We start from the raw sequence: 431 nt of genomic DNA, 5'->3' as shown, positions 1-431 counted from the left end.
TCCACCTGATGCTTATGAACGAGTAACCTGTTCTGATGGTCATACGTAAAGGTCTCTGTAATTACTCTTTCAGTATCGGTGCTTAGCCTTTTATGCCTTGTCACCATTTTCTGAACGGTTCCCGCAAAATCAAGCTTGGATTCTGTTTGGGTATAGCCACCCAAGTGGTTAATAGAGTATGTTCCTATCGCTCTTCCTTTTTGATCATAATAGGTATAGGTTTTGGTCCAGCTGTCATCTTCAATATTTTTTACCAGACTCATCACCGGAAGGCCTTTGGTGCTTCTTCCAGCAGCATCAGGAGTTTCAGCCAGTACAGGTTCTCCCAGAATCGTTGAAGGATATGAAGGATTAAAATCATATAGTCGAGGATAAGAATCATAATACGTGACCGATAACAGGGTATTCAGCCCCCAATACATATTGGAGTA

At 41.8% G+C, this 431-nt stretch carries 1 pseudogene; it reads right to left on the bottom strand.

Annotated features, from left to right (window positions below):
- A pseudogene (locus tag AOB46_RS23580) lies at positions 1-431 on the bottom strand (RHS repeat-associated core domain-containing protein); the annotation flags it as partial.

It is taken from the genome of Chryseobacterium indologenes (assembly GCF_001295265.1).
Lineage (GTDB): Bacteria > Bacteroidota > Bacteroidia > Flavobacteriales > Weeksellaceae > Chryseobacterium > Chryseobacterium indologenes_A.
Note: the sequence above shows the minus strand (reverse complement) of the source record. Positions and strands in the feature narration are given on the sequence as shown.